Origin of the sequence: Streptomyces sp. NBC_00286 (assembly GCF_036173125.1) — a bacterium.
Lineage (GTDB): Bacteria > Actinomycetota > Actinomycetes > Streptomycetales > Streptomycetaceae > Streptomyces.
Window position 1 is genome coordinate 2,038,447 of the sequence record NZ_CP108054.1, and the last position, 16,770, is coordinate 2,055,216.

Genomic DNA, 16,770 nt, shown 5'->3' on the forward strand with positions numbered 1-16,770 from the left:
AGCCGGTCGCGTCATTGCTCGCGTTCCCGCACGGACGACACCCCGCATACGTTGAGGAGGGCACCCCAGGGTCCTTCTGATGGATCTCCGTGGAGGAAGGAGCGGCGTCCGGTGCGTGCCCTCGGCGTGCGGTGCGGAGGGGCATGTGGCGGAGCCACCTGTCCCTCCGCACCGTGCGGCAAGGGTGCGTGCTGGGCGTCGCGACGCCGCGGAGATCCGTCAGAAGGACCCTAGGTCCGCCCGAGCCCCCCGAGGACGAGGAGGTCTGAGGATGGACGTGTCCATCGGCACGATCTGGGAGGCGGTCTCCCGTGCGCTGCCCGAAGCCGTCGCCATCGCGGAACCCGGTCGTGAGACCACCTACCGCGAATTCGACGAGCGCGCGGCACGGCTGGCCGCCGCACTGGAGGTGGCCGGGGTACGCGAGGGCGACACCGTGGCCTGCTACCTGTACAACGGCGCCGCCTACCTGGAGACGGCCTTCGCCGCCTTCAAGCTCGGCGCCGTGCCGGTCAACGCCAACTACCGCTACACCGGCGAGGAACTCTCCGAACTCCTCACCGACGCCGACGCGGCGGCCCTCGTCTTCAGCGGCACCCTGGCCGACCGGGTCGCACACGCCGCGCAGCATGTACCCACACTGAAGCTGCTGGTCAGGGCGGGCGATCCGCCCGCCGACGGCCCCACCGGACCCGCCGTGCCCGAACTGGAGGACCTGCTGGCGGCGCACGCCCCGCGCGAGCCGCAGCCGCGTCCCGGCTCGGACCGGCTCTTCATGTACACCGGCGGCACCACGGGCAAGCCGAAGGGCGTGGTGTGGCGGCAGAGCGATCTGCTGCACTCCCTCGTCGTCCCGATCTTCCACCCGCTCGGCGTCACCGAACTCCCGGCGACCGTCGACGAGGCCGTGGCCCTCGCGGTCAAGGCACACGGCGAAGGCAGCGCCCCGACGACCATGCCGGTGGTGCCGCTCATGCACGCCACCGGGCTGTTCAACACCATGGGCGCCCTGATGGTCGGCGGCCGGGCGGTCACGGCACGGCAGGGCGGGCTCGATCCGGAGCACATCTGGCACACGATCGCCGAGCAGCGGGCCGACACGGTCATCATCGCGGGCAACGCCGTATGCCGGCCGCTCGTCGACGAACTCGTCCGCGCGGAACAGGCGGGAGCAGCACACGACTTGAGCTCCGTACGCAGGATCATCAGCTCCGGCACCGCGCTCAGCGACCCGCTCAAGCAGGCGCTGCACGAACGCGCCGAGGTCACGGTCATCGACGCCATCGCGTCGAGCGAAGGGGGCCCGTTCGCCTTCGCGATCACCACGTCCGTACGAGACCTGCCCGCGCGCTTCTTCCCCGTACCGGCGACGCGGGTGATCGGCCCCGACGACCGCTTCGTCGAACCCGGCAGTGACGAGGCCGGGCTACTCGCCTACTGCGGCCCGATGCCGCTCGGCTACTACAAGGACACGGAGAAGAGCGCGACGACGTTCCGCACGATCGACGAGGTCCGGTACGCGATCCCCGGCGATCTCGCCCAGATCGATGCCGACGGTGCGATTCGCTTCCTCGGCCGCGGCTCGGGCGTGATCAACACCGGCGGCGAGAAGGTGCACCCCCAGGAAGTGGAGAACATCCTGCTGGAGCACCCCGCGGTGACCGACTGCGTCGTCGTGGGCATCCCCGACGAGACGTGGGGAGAACGGGTGGCGGCCGTCGTGGCGATCCCGCCGGGCGCGACGGTCACCGTCGAGGAACTCCGCGACTGGGTACGGCGGAGCCTCGCCGGCTACAAGGTGCCGCGCTCCGTCGTCCTGACGGAGACCCTGCCGCGCACCCCGACCGGCAAGCTCGAGATCGCCTGGGCCAGGAAGACGGCTCAGGACTCCGGCGCGGGCGCGGGCGCGGGCGCGGGCGCGGGCGCGGGCGCGGGCGCGGGCGCGGGCGCGGGCGACGGATCGTGACGGACGCGTGCGAGACGTGCTGAACGGCGGCCGCGGTGACCTTGGCGACCTTGGCTTCCGTACGCGCCTGTCGCCTCGCCGCAGTTCCCGTACGGGCCTGCCGCCTCGCCGCGCATTCCGTACGCACCTGCCGCCTCGTCACGAGGTTCGGACGCGGTCAGTCCTGATAGGTGACGCCCAACTCGGCGAGTTTGGCGCGCAGTCCGTAGTAGTCGACGCCCAGGGTTCCGGAGCGCAGGACCTCGCGGGTGGTGGCTTCCTTGGCGAGCCGTTTCTCCGCGAGGTCCGCAGCCTCCTCCGCCTCCGCGAGGGGCACTACGACCACGCCGTCGTCGTCGGCGACCACGACGTCACCGGGGGACACGGACACCCCGCCGAGCGTCACGGGCACGTTGACCGAGCCCGGGGACGCCTTCACCGTGCCCTGGGCGGACACGGCCCGCGACCAGACGTGGAAGCCCATCTCCCGCAGCTCGGCGGTGTCGCGTACACCGGCCCCCGTGACCAGGCCGATGACGCCCCGGGCGGCGAGGGAGGTGGCGAGCAGTTCGCCGAACATGCCGTCCGTGGAGGGCGAGGTGGTGGTCACCACGAGGACGTCGCCGGGACGGCAGACCTCAACGGCGGCGTGGATCATCAGGTTGTCCCCCGGGTGGGAGCTGACCGTCACCGCCGGGCCCGCGATACGCACATCCCGCTGGTTCGGCCGCAGACCGGTCCCCGCGAAGCCACGGCGGCCGATGGCCTCGTGGACCGTGGACACCCCCGCCTCGGCGAGCCGGGCGACGACCTCGGCGGCGGGCCGGTCGATGTTCCTGACGACGACATGACGTCGGGGCATGTCTCCTCCGCGGTGCTCAGGTCTGATGTCACGAGAATTCTTGAAGTCAACGTTATTGTCAACAAAAACGTCAGCGATAAGCTCGCAGCTGACGAGTCAACCTCCTTCCCTCCGCTTGATCCCGAGGAGTCCCGATGACACTCGACACCACCTCCACCCCGTCCGAAGGAGCGCTGCTGGTGATCAGCGCCCACGCGGGCGACTTCGTCTGGCGGGCCGGCGGCGCCATAGCCCTGGCCGCCGAACGCGGCCAGCGCGCCAAGGTGCTGTGCCTGAGCTTCGGCGAGCGCGGCGAGTCCGCCCGCGCCTGGCGCGACGGCCTCCAGCTCGACGAGATCAAGGAGCTGCGCCGCACGGAGGCCTCGAACGCCGCGGCCGCGCTGGGAGCGGAGATCGAGTTCCTGGACGCCGGGGACTACCCGCTGCTGGAGACCCCGGAGTTGGTGGACCGGATCGTGCGCGTGTACCGGGAGGTGAACCCCGCGGTCGTCCTCACCCATACCCTCGCCGACCCCTACAACGGCGACCACCCGGCCGCCGCCCGCATGGCACTCCAGGCCCGCGTGCTCGCCCAGGCCATCGGCTACGACGCCCCCGGTGAACCCCTCGGCGCTCCCCCGGTGTTCTTCTTCGAGCCGCACCAGCCGGAACAGTGCGACTTCAAGCCGAACGTCCTGCTGGACATCACCCCGGTGTTCGACAAGAAGCGCAAGGCCATGGAGTGCCTGGCCGCACAGCAGCACATGTGGGACTACTACACGGACCTCGCCAAACGCCGCGGCGTCCAACTGAAGCGCAACGCCGGCCCGAACCTCGGCCTCCCCCACACGACCATGGGCGAGGCGTACGTACGGCTCTACCCGCAGACGACGGGCGTACTGGCTTGACCTCCTCCCCTTCGTGAACGAAGGGGATTCCTTCCCTCGCGGGTTGGGCTTTCTGCTTCACAGCCCGCAGCCACCCGGGGTTACCAGCAAGGGACGGTGTACCGCCCATGGTCTTACGCAAGCTCCACAGACCTGACTTCCCGCCAGCCCGGCGGTAGACCCGGACGGCTTGGTTATCGCCGACCGGGCACTGCCGACCCTATCACCCGATCAGCACTACTCCTGACGCTCGGTGACGAACGGTCTTTCGCCCAGCGGGCGAAACCCCGCTCCCTGCCCTGCTCCGCAGGAGTCCGTTTCCTCCCCCGCCTGAACGCGGGGGTATCCACGGAGGAATCCCGATGACGACGCGCAGCGAGACGGACGAACGTGCGGCCACCCACATCTGGGTGCCCTTCCGCAGCACGTCCCTCTACGTGGAGTTCGCGGACGAGGTCGGCGCAACGGCCCGTACGTCCGATCGCCGGGGCCTCCTGGCCAACGCCGTCCCCCAGGACGGCATCACGCGCGACGACCGCTACGGCGCACCGATGTGGCGCATCGACGCCCAGCGGCTGCACGCCGTGGTGGAGGCCCTCTGGCACGAGGACGGCCGCCAGGTCCGGATCCACCTCGACCAGGCACCGCCTCGGCCCGACGGCGACAACGGGACACCGCGCACGCACGACGGATGACGTAGTCCGAGCCACGACGTTGCGCCGCCCCGGTCCGGTCATTCGCGCGATGACCTGGGCGTTCCCCGGTCGCTAGCGTCGATCGTGCCGCCGCCGACCGCGGCCGAAGTGACGCCCGCCGACCGCAGTCGAGGAGATGACGTACGTGACGAGCCGTTCAGCCGCCGCCCCGGACACGCGCCCCCTCGGTACGGCCGAAGCCCCTGTCCCGACCCGTCGCGGCGCCGAGTTCGAGGGCACCGCCACCGTACGGTCCCGGCAGACGGTGGCGGACGGTGTCGTATCGCTGGAACTGGCGCCAAGCACCGGCGACGGGGAAGCCGAGCCCCTACCGCTCTGGCAGCCCGGAGCGCACATCGACGTCGTCCTGCCCACAGGCGTCACCCGGCAGTACTCACTGTGCGGCCCGATCGACGCGGCGGGGCACTCCACCCGCTGGCGCATCGCCGTGCTGCGCGAGCCCCACGGACGCGGCGGCTCGCAGTGGATCCACGACCACGTCCAAGAGGGCGACGAACTCCGGGTGCGCGGCCCGCGCAACAACTTCCCGCTGCGGCCGGCGGCCCGGTACCTGTTCGTCGGCGGAGGCATCGGCATCACCCCCCTGCTCCCGATGATCGCCGAGGCGGAGGCCGCGGGCGCCGAGTGGTCCCTGCTCTACGGCGGCCGGACCCACGGTTCCATGGCCTTCCTGCCCGAACTGGCGGGCTACGGCGAGCGTGTGTCCGTACGCCCGCAGGACCAGTACGGGCTGCTCGACCTCGCCGGCTTCCTCGGCGACCCCGACCCGTCCGCCCTGGTGTACTGCTGCGGCCCGGCACCGCTCATCGACGCGGTCGAGGCGTACTGCGCCACCTGGCCGTCCGGGTCCCTGAACGTCGAGCGGTTCGCGGCGGCGGCCAGCGCGGGGCCCGCCGACGGTGCGGCCGCCGAGCAGCCCATCGAGGTGGAGCTGCGGGCGTCCGGGATGACGCTGACCGTGCCGCCGGAGCTGTCGGTACTCAAGGCCGTGGAGGAGGCGGGCGTCCCGGTCCTGTCCTCCTGCGAGGAGGGCATCTGCGGCTCATGCGAGACCCCCGTCCTGGACGGCGAGGTCGATCACCGCGACTCACTGCTCACCGAGGACGAGCGGGCCGCGAACGACACGATGCTGATCTGCGTCTCGCGCGCGCGGGGCGGCCGGCTCGTACTGGATCTCTGACCCACCGTCAACGCGTATACGGAAGGACCGACCGCCATGACACTGACGCAGTATGTGCGCAACGGCTGGTACCTGGGAGCCTGGTCCGACGAGATCGGCCGGACGCTCACACAGCGCTGGATCACGGACATCCCGGTCTGCTTCTACCGGCTGCCCGACCAGACCGTCACCGCCGTCGAGGACCGCTGCCCGCACCGCAAGTACCCTTTGTCCCTAGGCCACTTGAACGACGAGGGCACGCTCCAGTGCGACTACCACGGCTACCGTTTCGACGGTCAGGGCGTGTGCGTCGGGGTCGCCGAGCAGGCCGACCGGCCCAAGGCGGCGCTGCGCCGGTTCCCGCTGGTCGAGCGGGACGGCGCGATCTGGATCTGGCCCGGTGACCCGGACCTGGCCGACGAGAGCCTGCTGCCCGACACCTCCTGGCTCACCGACCCGGGCTGGACACACGTACACGGCGTGGTCCCGCTCAAGGCACGGCACATGCTGCTCCTGGAGAACCTCCTCGACCTCACCCACGAGACGTTCCTGCACCCGACGACCATCGGCAACGCCGCCGTCGCCGCGACCCCCATCGATGTGACCGTGGACGGCGACCGGGTCAGCTTCAGCCGCCACATGATCGGCATCGAAGCGCCTCCGTTCTACGAGAAGTCCTGCGGACTGACCTCGCCGGTGGACCGCTGGCAGGACGGCGACTTCTACCCGCCGGGCATCTTCATCCTCAACATCCGCGTCGCCGCCACCGGCACCGAGGAGCCAGAGGGTTTCCACATGAAGGTGCTGTACGGGCTGACGCCGGCGCGCGGCAACGAGACGCACGACTTCTACGCCCTGGGCCGCGACTACCTCATCGACGACCAGGAGCTCACGAAGTTCCAGCACGAGCAGCAGCTCGCCGTCATGCAGGAGGACGTCTACGCCCTGGAGGCGCAGGAGGTCATGTACGCCACCGACCCTGGCGGCAAGGCCGAGTCCAGCATCAAGTCCGACTTGGCCGCCCTCCGCGGACGTCGCGCGGTGGCGAAGATGCTCGCCCGCGAGCAGCGTGAGCAGCACGAACAGAGTGAGCAGCAGGGCGCCCGCATCCCACGTAGCCGGACGGCGTCCGTATGAGCGGCCGACGCGTCTTCGTACTGCTGCACGGAGCCTGGCACGGCGGGTGGGTGTGGCAGCACGTCACACAGCGGCTGCGTGAGGCCGGGCACGAAGTGCATGCCCCCACGCTGACCGGGGTGAGCGACCGCGCCCACCTCCTCAGTCCGCAGGTCGGGCTCGGCACGCACATCCAGGACGTGGTGGCGCTGCTCGAGGCGTACGACGCCAGGGATGTCGTACTCGTCGGGCACAGTTACGCGGGCCAGGTCGTCACCGGGGTCGCGGACCGCATCCCCGACCGACTGGCCAAGCGCGTCCATCTCGACGCCTTCGTGGGCGACGACGGTGACGCGGCGATCGATCTCCTTCCCGAACCCATCGCCGGGCACTATCGCGAGTCCGTGGCCGGTCCCGGCTTCGGCTGGCTCATCCCGGTGCGCTCGCTGAGCGTGCTCGGCGTCGAGGAACAGTCGGACCTGGACTGGCTCGGGCCCCGGCTGACCCCGCACCCGTGGCTGACCTACACCGAGCCGCTCCGGCTGACCGGCAAGGCCGAGCAGGTCCCCGGCGTCTTCATCGAATGCACCGACTGGATGCGGGTGTTCACCCCGCACGCCGAGCGAGCCGCGGCCCGTGGCTGGCCGGTCCACGAGATCGCGACCGGGCACGAGGCCATGGTCACGGCACCCGACCAACTGGCCGAACTGCTGCTGGAGATCGCCGCAGCCTGACCCGTGAAAGGACGCGCGATGGAATTCCTCGTACGCACCGAGAATCTTCTGCCCCCGGACACCCCCGACGACGTACGCGAGTCCCTGCGCAAGGGCGAGCGTGAACGCGCCATGCAGCTGCGGGAGGCCGGCATCCTCAAACGGCTGTGGCGGGTCCCGGGCCGCAACGCCACGATCGGCCTGTACGAGGCGGCCGACCCGGCGGAGTTGCACGACGCCCTCGCTTCCCTGCCCATGTGGAAGTGGATGGACATCACCGTCGAGGCACTCGCCACCCACCCACAGGAGAAGGCGCCTTGACCGGCGGGGACGGCCGGGGCAACCGACGAGTCGCCGTGGTGACGGGCGCCGCAGGCGGACTCGGGAAGGCCATCGCCCGCCGGCTGGCGCGGGACGGATTCACGGTCGCCGCCCTCGACATCGCCGAACCGGACCCGGACCCGGACTCGGACTCGGACTCGGACTCGGACCCCGGCGGCAGCGGCGAAGCCTCCGGCGTACGGCCATGGCAGTGCGACATCAGCGACCCGGCCGCGACCCGCCAGACCGTCGGCGAGATCACCGAGGCGTACGGCGGAGTCGACGTCCTCGTCAACAACGCCGGCCTGCTCTCCGGCCGCGCACCCCTGCTGGAGACAAGCCCACACGAGATGCACCGCTTCTTCGACGTCAACGCCGTCGGCCCACTCCTCATGGTCCAGGCATGCGTGCCCTGGCTGACCAAGAGCCCGCACCGTGGACGGGTGATCAATGTGGCGTCCCGCACCTTCTTCACGGGGGCCCCGGGCCAGATCGCGTACGTCGCCAGCAAGGGCGCCCTCATCGGCATGACCCGGGTGATGGCGCGCGAACTGGGTGAGCACCGGATCACGGTCAACGCGGTGGCGCCCGCGCAGGTGGCCACTCCGGGCACTCGGGAGCACTCCGGCGACGAGGTGTTCGCCGCGACCATGCGTCAGCAGGCGATCAAGGAGTTCGTCACGCCGGAGCACTTCGCGGGGCTCGTCTCGTATCTCGCTTCCCCGGACGCGGAGTTGGTCACCGGCCAGACGTTCGTCTGCGACGGCGGCGGGCTCCTGCACTGACGGCGCGCCCCCGCACGAGCCCCCAGGAGAGGAACGGCATGTCCAGCAGCACACCCCAGGTGCCCGGCACGTACGTCTTCGACGCCGCCGAGAGTCGCCGCGGCCGAGCGCTGAACCGGCTCTGCGGGTCCCTCAAGGACGCCGGGAGCCGGGAGAGGTTCAAGGCCGACGAAGCCGCGTACTGCGAGGCGTACGGGCTCACGGCCGAACAACGGGAGGCCGTCCTGCGGCGGGACTGGAACCGGATGATGGAGCTGGGCGGCTCCATCTTCTACGTCTTCAAGCTCGCCATGGTCGACGGGAAGTCCATGCAGTACCTCGGCGGGGTCTTCACCGGCATGACCACCGAGGAGTTCGCGGAGTCGCTGAAAGCGGGAGGGCGGAACTTTGGCTGAGGTGATCTGGGGTCTGGCCACCTCGCATGTGCCGTCGATCGGTGCGGCCATGGACCACGGGAAGACGGCAGACCCGTACTGGAAGCCGCTGTTCGACGGGTACGGGCCGGCGCGGGAGTGGATGGCCGAGCACACCCCCGATGTCGCGGTGGTCGTCTACAACGACCACGCCAACGCCCTCGACATGAGCGTCACTCCGACTTTCGCGCTGGGGACGGCCGAGTCGTACCGGGTGGCCGACGAGGGGTGGGGCAGCCGACCGGTGCCGGCGGTCATGGGCAACCCCGAGTTCTCCGACCATCTCGTGGAGAGCCTGATCGACGCCTCCTTCGACCTGACCGTCTACCAGGAACTGGACGTCGATCACGGTCTGACCGTCCCGCTGTCGGTGTACTGCCCGGACCCCGGCGAACGCTGGCCGTGCGCGGTCGTGCCCCTCCTGGTGAACGTCATCCAGTACCCGCAGCCGACCGCCGCGCGCTGCCTGGCCCTGGGCCACGCGCTCGGCGAGGCGATCCGCTCCTTCCCCGAGGACCTCAAGGTCGCCGTCTTCGGCACCGGTGGCATGTCGCACCAACTCGCGGGCGCCCGCGCGGGGTTGATCAACCAGGACTTCGACCGGATGTACCTCGACGCGATCGAGCACGCCCCCGAGAAGCTGGCCGCGCTGACCCGCGAGGAGTACATCCGCGAGGCCGGCTCCGAGGGCATCGAGCTGATCATGTGGCTGATCATGCGCGGCGCGCTGGGGCCCCGTATCCGACGCGTGCACGAGACGTACCACGTGCCCGCGTCGAACACGGCGGCCGGAATGGTCCTGTTCGAGAACCTCAGCCCGGGGGCATCCTGAGGAGCCGCGCTCAGAGGGACTTACGCTGCGGGAAAGCCGCTCGGACCTCCCAGCCGTGGCCGACCCGGGGCCCGGCCCACAGTGTGCCGCCCAGCGCGGTGACGCGTTCCGTCAGGCCGACGAGGCCGAAGCCGCCGCCTCGTGCGGCGGCGGGGAGCTGGGTGCCGCCGCGGCCGTCGTCCGCCACCGCGACCATCAGGCGCTGATCCTCGCACCACAGGCCGACGCTGATCTCCGTGGCGTCGGCCGCGTGGCGTCGTACGTTCGTCAGGGCCTCCTGTACGACCCGGAAGGCAGCCGCCTGCACCTCGTGCGGGAGGTCGTCGGAGAGGGCGGGGTCCCGGTGGAGCGTGACCTTCTGGCCCGGGCTGGCGAAACCCTCGAGCAGGTCGGAGATGCCCGCGAGATCTCCGACGGGCCGGTGGTCGGCCGCGTCCGGTTGCCCGGTGTCGCGCAGCACACCGACCGTGAGGCGCATGGACGCGAGAGCCTCGGTGGCGGCGCGTTCGATGCCGGCCAGGACGGGGTCGAGGTCGTCACTCCCAGAGAGCCCGGAGGTCTCGGAGGTCCCGGAGCTCTCGGAGGTCCCGGAGGTCCGGGCCTCAGCCATCATGCGCGCGACCTGTGTCTGCACGAGGATCCCGGTGACATGGTGGGCGACGAAGTCGTGCAGGTCGGCGGCGATGGCCACGCGCTCGTCGCGTCGGGTCTCGGCCACCGCGACCGTCCGCTTGAAGTCCAGCGAACGCAGATACCCGGCGAGCATGCCGACCAGGCCGATCAGGAGCAGGCCGACCACCATGAATCCCAGTGGTTGATCGTCGGTCAGTGACCGGGCAAAGCCCACGGGCAGGGCGAGCCCGGCGACGCCTGCGAGCGTGCCGCACACCACAGCCCAGCGGGGCGGGCAGTGCCGTACGGCGATGAACAGCAGGCACAGCATGATCGTGATCTCGCCGGGGCCGAAAACGCGTTGTCCGCCGGTCAGCACGACCGCGACCGTCAGGGCCAGCGAAACGACGGCGGGCGCCGCGGTACGGACCTGCGGGGTGAGCCATGCGGGCCGCCGGCCGACCGGCCACAGGAGGGCGGCGAGGCCGACGGCGAGCACGGCGGCGCTCGGCCGGAGGTCATGCCCCTCGGCGCCCACCGCGGCGAAGTCGAGGAGACTCACCCCGAGCAGGGCGCCGAAGCCGAAGCCGCGGGCGCAGCCCTGGGCAGAAACGGATTTCATGCGGTCACCGTAAGCGAGCCCGCCGACCCCGGGGATCGGCCGAACGGCCGAGGGGCCCGGCCGTGAGCTGTGGCATCGTGGCCGTTCGGCCGATGCGGGCGCCCGGGCCCGGGGGCGAGGGTGGAGCCGTTACCTTTCCTCGGACAGCAGGACCTCAGGAGTACGTACGTGAAGCAGCGCAGCGGATTCATCGTCGGCGCCGTCGGCGGTGCCATCGCCGTGGTCGCCGTGGGCGGCGTCGGCACGTATCTGCTCTCCGGGACCGAGTCGAACACCATGCTGAACGGCTACAGCACGGTGAGGGTGGACGGTCAGAAGGCCCTGTCGGCGAACATCGTCGAGGGCCGCACTGAGGCCAAGTACAACCCGCTGCCCTGGGTCGGCGAGAAGATCACCGGCGTGACCTGCCCGACCGGCCTGAAGGCGGTCGCCGGGACCACCCTCACCTGCACCGGCAAGGACGAGGACGGCAAGGCCGTCGACATCCGCGTGACCGTGGTCAGGGCCTCGGACCGCTCCGTCACCTGGAAGTTCGAGCGCTGAGACGGTGTCCCGCCGCCGGGTCAGCGGGAGGTGCTCAGCCGGGTGGACGCCCTGGTCCAAGGGGCGAGCAAGGACGTTGCCCTGTAGGACCCATGTGTCCGGTGCATGGCTGTGCGGCCAGGCCGAGCCTGGCCGCACAGTGCTGCGTTCCCCCGCAGGGATGCTCACCTACTGGGGGTGCTCCTCCCGGCCGTCCCCCAGGCGAGCAGCGCGAAGCCCAGGGCGAAGCCGAGCATCGTCCATACACCGCGCGGCCAGAAGATGTGGCTGTCGACGAAGAACCAGCCGGCCACCAGGAGCACCACCGTGCCGGGAAGGATGCGGACGCCGTGCCTCGGGAGCAGCGCGACCGCCGTGGCGACGATGGCTGCGATGAGGGCGTAGACACCGGCCTGCCCGAGTGCCTCGCCCGTGTCGTAGAGCGGGCGTTTGACCGGTCCGAGTGCCGCGGTCTCGGCGACGTGCTCGACCGCGGTTCCGGCCCCGATGCCGGCGACGGCGTCGAGGCCGGTGTAGAAGGCCGCGTAGCCGAAGGCGCACACCCAGGCCACCACCGTGGCGACGCCCGCGAGATCGAGTCGGGGCCGACGCCACAGCGGGACCAGGAGGCCGACCGTGAGCAGAGGAAAGACCGGGAGCAGCGCGATGTGCAGGTCGGTCCAGTCCGCGGCCGTCGACCTGGACAGCCCGTGCGGATGCGCGAGGCCCGCGACGGCGAGCAGGAGAGGGGCGGCGGTGACGAGGGCGATGGTTCGGATGGTTGCCATGCCTGCGAACGTAGGTGCGTCACGTCACCGGATACGGCCGCGTAAGGGACTCGTAAGACACTACGAGCCGCCGGGCCCGTATGACACTACGAGCCACCGGGCCCGCCCGCTCTTCGGCCGACTGCTCTTTCGGCCGCCGACCGGACAGGCCCGGCGTCTGACGCGACACCTCAGCGGATCTCGAGCAGAAGGTCGCCGCCCTCGACCTGCTGGATGGAGCCGATCGCCAGGCGGGCCACGGTGCCGCCGCGTTGGGCCGTGATGGCGGCCTCCATCTTCATGGCCTCGATGGTGGCGACGGTCTGCCCGGCATCGACGGACGCCCCTTCCTCGACCTGCAGCGTGACGACACCGGCGAAGGGCGCGGCGACCTGACGGTCGTCGCCGCGATCGGCCTTCTCGGCGACCTTGACGTCGGTGACGATCGAGGTGTCGCGCACCGACACCGGCCGAAGCTGCCCGTTCAGGCTGGCCAGCACGCTGCGGTAGCCGCGCTCGTCGGCTTCGGAGATCGCCTCCAGTTCGATCAGCAGGGTCACGCCCGGTTCCAGGGTGACGGTGTGCTCGGTGTCGGGTTCGAGGCCGTAGAAGAAGTCCTTGGTGGAGAGCACCGAGGTGTCGCCGTAGGTCTCGCGGTGTGTGTCGTACGCCTTGGTCGGGCCGGGGAACAGCAACCGGTTCAGCGTGGTCCGTGGTGCGTCGCGCAGCCCGCTCCGGTCGTCGTCGGACAGCTGTGGCGGCTGTGCCTGCGCGGGGCGGCCTTCGAGGGCGCGGGTTCGGAAGGGCTCCGGCCAGCCTCCGGGCGGATCGCCCAGTTCGCCGCGCAGAAATCCGATCACCGAGTCCGGCAGGTCGAACTTGGCGGGGTCGGATTCGAAGGCGCTGGCCTCGACTCCGGCGCCGACCAGGTGGAGCGCGAGATCGCCCACGACCTTGGAGGAAGGGGTGACCTTCACCAGCCGGCCCAGCATCCGGTCGGCGGCGGCGTAGCAGTCCTCGATCAGCTCGAAGCGGTCCCCGAGTCCGAGTGCGATGGCCTGCTGGCGCAGGTTGGACAGTTGCCCGCCGGGGATCTCGTGGTGGTAGACGCGTCCCGTGGGCGAGGCCGGCCCGGCCTCGAACGGCCGGTAGACCTTGCGCACGGCCTCCCAGTAGGGCTCGAGGTCACCGACGGCCTGCAGAGACAGGCCGGTGGCCCGGTCGGTGTGGTCGGTGGCCGCGACCAGGGCGGACAGCGAGGGCTGGCTCGTCGTGCCGGCCATCGACGCGACGGCCGCGTCGACGGCGTCGACTCCGGCGTCGATCGCCGCGATCAGGGTGGCCAGCTGCCCGCCCGCCGTGTCGTGGGTGTGCAGGTGCACCGGCAGGTCGAAGCGTTCCCGCAACGCGGTGACCAGCTTCCTGGCCGCGGGTGGGCGCAGCAGCCCGGCCATGTCCTTGATCGCCAGGACGTGCGCGCCGGCCTCGACGATCTGATCGGCCAGCCGCAGGTAGTAGTCGAGGGTGTAGAGCGGCTCGGCCGGATCGGACAGGTCGCCGGTGTAGCACAGGGCCACTTCGGCCAGCGCGGTCCCGGTCGCCCGTACGGCCTGGATGGCCGGGCGCATCTGCGCGACGTCGTTGAGCGCGTCGAAGATGCGGAAGACGTCCATGCCGGTCGCGGCGGCCTCGGCGACGAACGCGTCGGTCACCTCCGTCGGGTAGGGCGTGTAGCCGACGGTGTTCCGGCCGCGCAGCAGCATCTGCGTGCAAATGTTGGGCACCGCCTCGCGCAGCAGCGCGAGCCGTTCCCATGGGTCCTCGGCCAGGAACCGCAGGGCGACGTCGTAGGTCGCGCCGCCCCAGCACTCCAGACTGAGCAACTGCGGTGCCATGCGCGCGACATGCGGCGCTACGGCGAGCAGGTCCCGGGTCCGTACCCGGGTCGCCAGCAGCGACTGGTGGGCGTCGCGGAACGTGGTGTCGGTGACCGCGACCGCGCGTTGCCGGCGCAGGTCGGCGGCGAACGCCTCGGGGCCGAGCGCGGCGAGGCGCTGCCGGGAGCCCTCAGGCGGTGGCTCGGAGAGGTCGGTGGCGGGGAGTTTTTCGGCGGGTTCGACGACGGCGGGCCGCGGCCCGTGCGGCTTGTTGACGGTGGTCTCGGCGAGGTGGTGCAGGATGCGGCTGCCGCGGTCGGCCGGGGGGCGGGCCCGCAGGAGCTGGGGGCGTTCGTCGATGAAGCTGGTGGTGACGTGCCCGGCCTGGAAGTCGGGGTCGTCGAGTACGGCGGCCAGGAAGGGCAGGTTCGTGGAGACCCCGCGGATGCGGAACTCGGCGATGGCGCGGCGGGCCCGGCGGGCTGCGTTGGAGAAGTCGTGGCCGTAGCAGGTCAGTTTGACCAGCATGGAGTCGAAGTGGGCGCTGACCTGGGCACCTGTGTGGACGGTGCCGCCGTCGAGCCGCACGCCGGGGCCTCCCGGGGACCGGTAGGCGGAGATGGTGCCGGTGTCGGGCCGGAATCCGTTGGCGGGGTCCTCGGTGGTGATGCGGCATTGCAGGGCGGCGCCGGAGAGGACGATGTCGTCCTGGGTGAGGCGGAGTTCGGGCAGGGTGGCGCCGGATGCGATCCGCAGCTGCGCCATCACCAGGTCTCGGTCGGTGACCTGCTCGGTCACCGTGTGCTCCACCTGGATCCGGGGGTTCATCTCGATGAACACGTGGTTGCCGCGCTCGTCGACCAGGAACTCGACGGTGCCCGCGTTCACGTAGCCGATGTGGCGGGCGAAGGCGACGGCGTCGGCGCAGATCCGCTCCCGCAGCCGCGGGTCCAGATTCGGAGCCGGGGCGATCTCGACGACCTTCTGGTGCCGGCGCTGCACCGAGCAGTCCCGCTCGTAGAGGTGGACGACGTTGCCGACGCCGTCGGCGAGGATCTGCACCTCGATGTGGCGCGGGTTCACCACGGCCTGCTCCAGGAACACGGTGTCGTCCCCGAAGGCGGACTTCGCCTCCCGCATGGCCGCCTCGATGGCGTCGCGCAGCTCCGCCGGCTCGGCGACCCGCCGCATGCCGCGTCCACCGCCGCCGGCGACAGCCTTGACGAACAGCGGGAACCCGACGTCGTCGGCCGCGGCCAGCAGAGCCTCTACGTCCGTTGTCGGCGCCGACGACGCCAGGACCGGGACCCCGGCCTCGCGGGCCGCCGCGATCGCCCGGGACTTGTTGCCCGTCAGGTGCAGCACCTGCGCGGGCGGACCGATGAACGTGATGTCCGCGTCCGCGCAGGCGGCGGCCAGGCCGGGGTTCTCCGACAGGAAGCCGTAGCCGGGGTAGACCGCGTCCGCACCAGCCTTGCGCGCGGCCTTGATCACCTCGTCGACCGAGAGATACGCCCGCACCGGGTGCCCGCGCTCGCCGATCAGGTAGGACTCGTCGGCCTTCGCCCGGTGCAGCGAGTTGCGGTCCTCGTACGGGAACACCGCCACCGTGGAGATTCCCAGCTCGAACGCGGCCCGGAAGGCCCGGATCGCGATCTCGCCGCGGTTGGCCACGAGAACTTTGGCGAACATCATCCGACTCCTCGACATCGGCGGAGAAACCACGATGGGCCAGTATGGGCCGTACGTGCGCGCTTGGGCGCCCTGTAGGAGTGAACGCTCCGCGACGGAGCGGTCAGCGGCTGGTGAAAACCGTGTCGTGCCAGGACTTGTGCGGGGTGCCGGTGTTCTCCGACATGACGTGTTTGACGTTGGTGTACTCGTCGAAGGAGTACACCGACATGTCCTTGCCGAAACCGGAGGCCTTGTAGCCGCCGTGCGGCATCTCGCTGATGATCGGGATGTGGTCGTTGATCCAGACGCAGCCCGCCTGGATCTCGCGGCTGGCCCGTCCGGCGCGGAAGACGTTGCTGGTCCAGGCCGAGGCGGCGAGGCCGTACGGGGTGTCGTTGGCCAGGCGGAGGGCGTCGTCGTCTCCGTCGTACGGCAGGCAGACGAGGACCGGGCCGAAGATCTCCTGCTGGACGATGGCGGAGTCCTGTGCCGCGTCGGTGATGAGGGTGGGCTCGTAGTAGGCGCCCTGCCCCAGCGGTCCGTCGGGGATCCGCCCGCCGCGCACGATGGTGGCTCCGGCCTCGCGGGCGGCCTCCACCATGGCGGCGACCTTGTCCCGCTGCTGCAACGAGATCAGGGAGCCCATGTCGGTGGCCGGGTCGTCGACCGGACCCAGCCTTACGCCGTCCATCAGCTCGGCGACGCGGTCCACGAAGGCTTCGTACAGGGGGCGTTGGACGTACGCGCGGGTGGCGGCCGTGCAGTCCTGGCCGGCGTTGATGAGGGCACCGGCCACGGCACCGCGGGCGGCGGCCTCCAGGTCGGCGTCGTCGAAGACGACGAACGGGGCCTTGCCGCCGAGTTCGAGATGGACGCGCTTGGCCAACCCGGCTGCCTGCGCAGCGACTTGACGCCCAACCCCGGTGGAGCCGGTGAAGGAGACCAGGGCCGAGCGGGAGGTGGCGCTC

Annotated in this window: 15 protein-coding genes and 1 pseudogene; 11 read left to right on the top strand and 5 right to left on the bottom strand. The window is 70.8% G+C overall.

The features are described 5' to 3' along the window. The first annotated feature begins 271 nt into the window (after positions 1–271). A complete protein-coding gene (locus OHT21_RS09240; protein ID WP_328767773.1) occupies positions 272–1,966 on the top strand; it encodes an AMP-binding protein in 1,695 nt (564 codons plus the stop codon). A gap of 157 nt (positions 1,967–2,123) precedes the next feature. Here OHT21_RS09240 and OHT21_RS09245 read toward each other — a convergent pair whose 3' ends face one another. Then, the gene (locus OHT21_RS09245) at positions 2,124–2,807 is read right to left on the bottom strand and encodes a 4-carboxy-4-hydroxy-2-oxoadipate aldolase/oxaloacetate decarboxylase (protein ID WP_328767774.1); all 684 of its coding nucleotides are present in this window, start codon (positions 2,805–2,807) and stop codon (positions 2,124–2,126) included. A 134-nt stretch (positions 2,808–2,941) separates the two neighbouring features. On the opposite strand from OHT21_RS09245, the gene OHT21_RS09250 reads away from it, so the two are divergent. From OHT21_RS09250 to OHT21_RS09290, 9 genes are all read left to right on the top strand, one after another. Next, the gene (locus tag OHT21_RS09250; RefSeq protein WP_328767775.1) at positions 2,942–3,694 is read left to right on the top strand and encodes a PIG-L deacetylase family protein; all 753 of its coding nucleotides are present in this window, start codon (positions 2,942–2,944) and stop codon (positions 3,692–3,694) included. A gap of 341 nt (positions 3,695–4,035) precedes the next feature. After that, on the top strand, positions 4,036–4,368 hold the full coding sequence (locus OHT21_RS09255; protein WP_328767776.1) for a hypothetical protein: 333 nt from the start codon (positions 4,036–4,038) through the stop codon (positions 4,366–4,368). Between the two features lie 145 nt (positions 4,369–4,513). Continuing rightward, positions 4,514–5,569 (top strand): PDR/VanB family oxidoreductase, encoded by a 1,056-nt coding sequence (locus OHT21_RS09260; protein ID WP_328767777.1) that lies wholly within the window; start codon positions 4,514–4,516, stop codon positions 5,567–5,569. Between the two features lie 36 nt (positions 5,570–5,605). Further along, positions 5,606–6,685 (top strand): aromatic ring-hydroxylating dioxygenase subunit alpha, encoded by a 1,080-nt coding sequence (locus OHT21_RS09265; RefSeq protein WP_328767778.1) that lies wholly within the window; start codon positions 5,606–5,608, stop codon positions 6,683–6,685. Continuing rightward, positions 6,682–7,398 (top strand): alpha/beta fold hydrolase, encoded by a 717-nt coding sequence (locus OHT21_RS09270; protein WP_328767779.1) that lies wholly within the window; start codon positions 6,682–6,684, stop codon positions 7,396–7,398. Before OHT21_RS09265 ends, OHT21_RS09270 begins: the two co-directional genes overlap by 4 nt. A gap of 18 nt (positions 7,399–7,416) precedes the next feature. Continuing rightward, positions 7,417–7,698 carry a muconolactone Delta-isomerase family protein gene (locus OHT21_RS09275; protein ID WP_165338486.1) on the top strand — a complete coding sequence of 94 codons (282 nt, stop codon included), beginning with the start codon at positions 7,417–7,419 and terminating at the stop codon, positions 7,696–7,698. Beyond that, on the top strand, positions 7,695–8,483 hold the full coding sequence (locus OHT21_RS09280; protein WP_328767781.1) for an SDR family NAD(P)-dependent oxidoreductase: 789 nt from the start codon (positions 7,695–7,697) through the stop codon (positions 8,481–8,483). Before OHT21_RS09275 ends, OHT21_RS09280 begins: the two co-directional genes overlap by 4 nt. A gap of 38 nt (positions 8,484–8,521) precedes the next feature. Next, entirely contained in the window at positions 8,522–8,878 is a 357-nt protein-coding gene (gene ligA / locus OHT21_RS09285) for a protocatechuate 4,5-dioxygenase subunit alpha (protein ID WP_328767782.1), read from the top strand. 1 nt (position 8,879) lies between these two features. Beyond that, on the top strand, positions 8,880–9,728 hold the full coding sequence (locus OHT21_RS09290; RefSeq protein ID WP_328774017.1) for a class III extradiol dioxygenase subunit beta: 849 nt from the start codon (positions 8,880–8,882) through the stop codon (positions 9,726–9,728). 10 nt (positions 9,729–9,738) lie between these two features. Here OHT21_RS09290 and OHT21_RS09295 read toward each other — a convergent pair whose 3' ends face one another. After that, positions 9,739–10,962 (bottom strand): sensor histidine kinase, encoded by a 1,224-nt coding sequence (locus tag OHT21_RS09295; RefSeq protein WP_328767783.1) that lies wholly within the window; start codon positions 10,960–10,962, stop codon positions 9,739–9,741. Positions 10,963–11,130: 168 nt separating this feature from the next. Here OHT21_RS09295 and OHT21_RS09300 point away from each other — a divergent pair, with 168 nt between their 5' ends. Next, entirely contained in the window at positions 11,131–11,505 is a 375-nt protein-coding gene (locus tag OHT21_RS09300) for a DUF4333 domain-containing protein (RefSeq protein ID WP_328767784.1), read from the top strand. Positions 11,506–11,669: 164 nt separating this feature from the next. Here OHT21_RS09300 and OHT21_RS09305 read toward each other — a convergent pair whose 3' ends face one another. The 3 genes and pseudogenes from OHT21_RS09305 to OHT21_RS09315 form a co-directional block, all read right to left on the bottom strand. Then, on the bottom strand, positions 11,670–12,272 hold the full coding sequence (locus OHT21_RS09305; RefSeq protein WP_328767785.1) for a hypothetical protein: 603 nt from the start codon (positions 12,270–12,272) through the stop codon (positions 11,670–11,672). Between the two features lie 170 nt (positions 12,273–12,442). After that, positions 12,443–15,820 carry a pyruvate carboxylase gene (locus OHT21_RS09310; RefSeq protein WP_328774018.1) on the bottom strand — a complete coding sequence of 1,126 codons (3,378 nt, stop codon included), beginning with the start codon at positions 15,818–15,820 and terminating at the stop codon, positions 12,443–12,445. 103 nt (positions 15,821–15,923) lie between these two features. Then, positions 15,924–16,751, bottom strand: a pseudogene (locus tag OHT21_RS09315) (aldehyde dehydrogenase family protein); the annotation flags it as partial. Positions 16,752–16,770: the final 19 nt, after the last annotated feature.

What these genes read in the sequence shown, in the direction of transcription:
- ligA (WP_328767782.1), top strand. Translation starts at nt 8,522, where the DNA reads ATGTCCAGCAGCACACCCCAGGTGCCCGGCACGTACGTCTTCGACGCC.
- OHT21_RS09250 (WP_328767775.1), top strand. Translation starts at nt 2,942, where the DNA reads ATGACACTCGACACCACCTCCACCCCGTCCGAAGGAGCGCTGCTGGTG.
- OHT21_RS09295 (WP_328767783.1), bottom strand. Translation starts at nt 10,962, where the DNA reads ATGAAATCCGTTTCTGCCCAGGGCTGCGCCCGCGGCTTCGGCTTCGGC.
- OHT21_RS09255 (WP_328767776.1), top strand. Translation starts at nt 4,036, where the DNA reads ATGACGACGCGCAGCGAGACGGACGAACGTGCGGCCACCCACATCTGG.
- OHT21_RS09270 (WP_328767779.1), top strand. Translation starts at nt 6,682, where the DNA reads ATGAGCGGCCGACGCGTCTTCGTACTGCTGCACGGAGCCTGGCACGGC.
- OHT21_RS09310 (WP_328774018.1), bottom strand. Translation starts at nt 15,820, where the DNA reads ATGTTCGCCAAAGTTCTCGTGGCCAACCGCGGCGAGATCGCGATCCGG.
- OHT21_RS09305 (WP_328767785.1), bottom strand. Translation starts at nt 12,272, where the DNA reads ATGGCAACCATCCGAACCATCGCCCTCGTCACCGCCGCCCCTCTCCTG.
- OHT21_RS09240 (WP_328767773.1), top strand. Translation starts at nt 272, where the DNA reads ATGGACGTGTCCATCGGCACGATCTGGGAGGCGGTCTCCCGTGCGCTG.
- OHT21_RS09265 (WP_328767778.1), top strand. Translation starts at nt 5,606, where the DNA reads ATGACACTGACGCAGTATGTGCGCAACGGCTGGTACCTGGGAGCCTGG.
- OHT21_RS09275 (WP_165338486.1), top strand. Translation starts at nt 7,417, where the DNA reads ATGGAATTCCTCGTACGCACCGAGAATCTTCTGCCCCCGGACACCCCC.
- OHT21_RS09245 (WP_328767774.1), bottom strand. Translation starts at nt 2,807, where the DNA reads ATGCCCCGACGTCATGTCGTCGTCAGGAACATCGACCGGCCCGCCGCC.